Consider the following 316-nt stretch of genomic DNA (forward strand, 5'->3'; position numbering starts at 1 on the left):
AGTGGGTCAAAATCGGCAGCTGCTTGTGATTCTTGAATAATTTCATTGATAATGTTTTTTTCTTCGTCTGATGTATAAATTTCGCCTAGGCGAGTAATCATGTCTTGTTTTGTATTTTGAATAAATATTTTTAGTAACTGGCCGGCAATTTTATCGCCAATGATTGGTTTTGCGCTATGGAATCCTTCTACTCCGTAATTAATGAATTGTTCAGTGGCTTTTTTAAGTTGATCTTTTGTGAACTCTACCATTTTGTTCAGCCTCCTATTTTAGGGCAACTTCTATGTTTCTTTGAATTGAAGATATCGCTTGTTGA

1 pseudogene (running past one end of the window) is annotated in these 316 nt (G+C 34.5%); it reads right to left on the bottom strand.

The features are described 5' to 3' along the window. Positions 1 to 251, bottom strand: a pseudogene (locus tag COX95_01025) (hypothetical protein) (it extends 40 nt beyond the left edge of the window). Positions 252 to 316: the final 65 nt, after the last annotated feature.

Source organism: bacterium CG_4_10_14_0_2_um_filter_33_32 (genome assembly GCA_002792735.1).
Lineage (GTDB): Bacteria > Patescibacteriota > CPR2_A > CG2-30-33-46 > CG2-30-33-46 > CG2-30-33-46.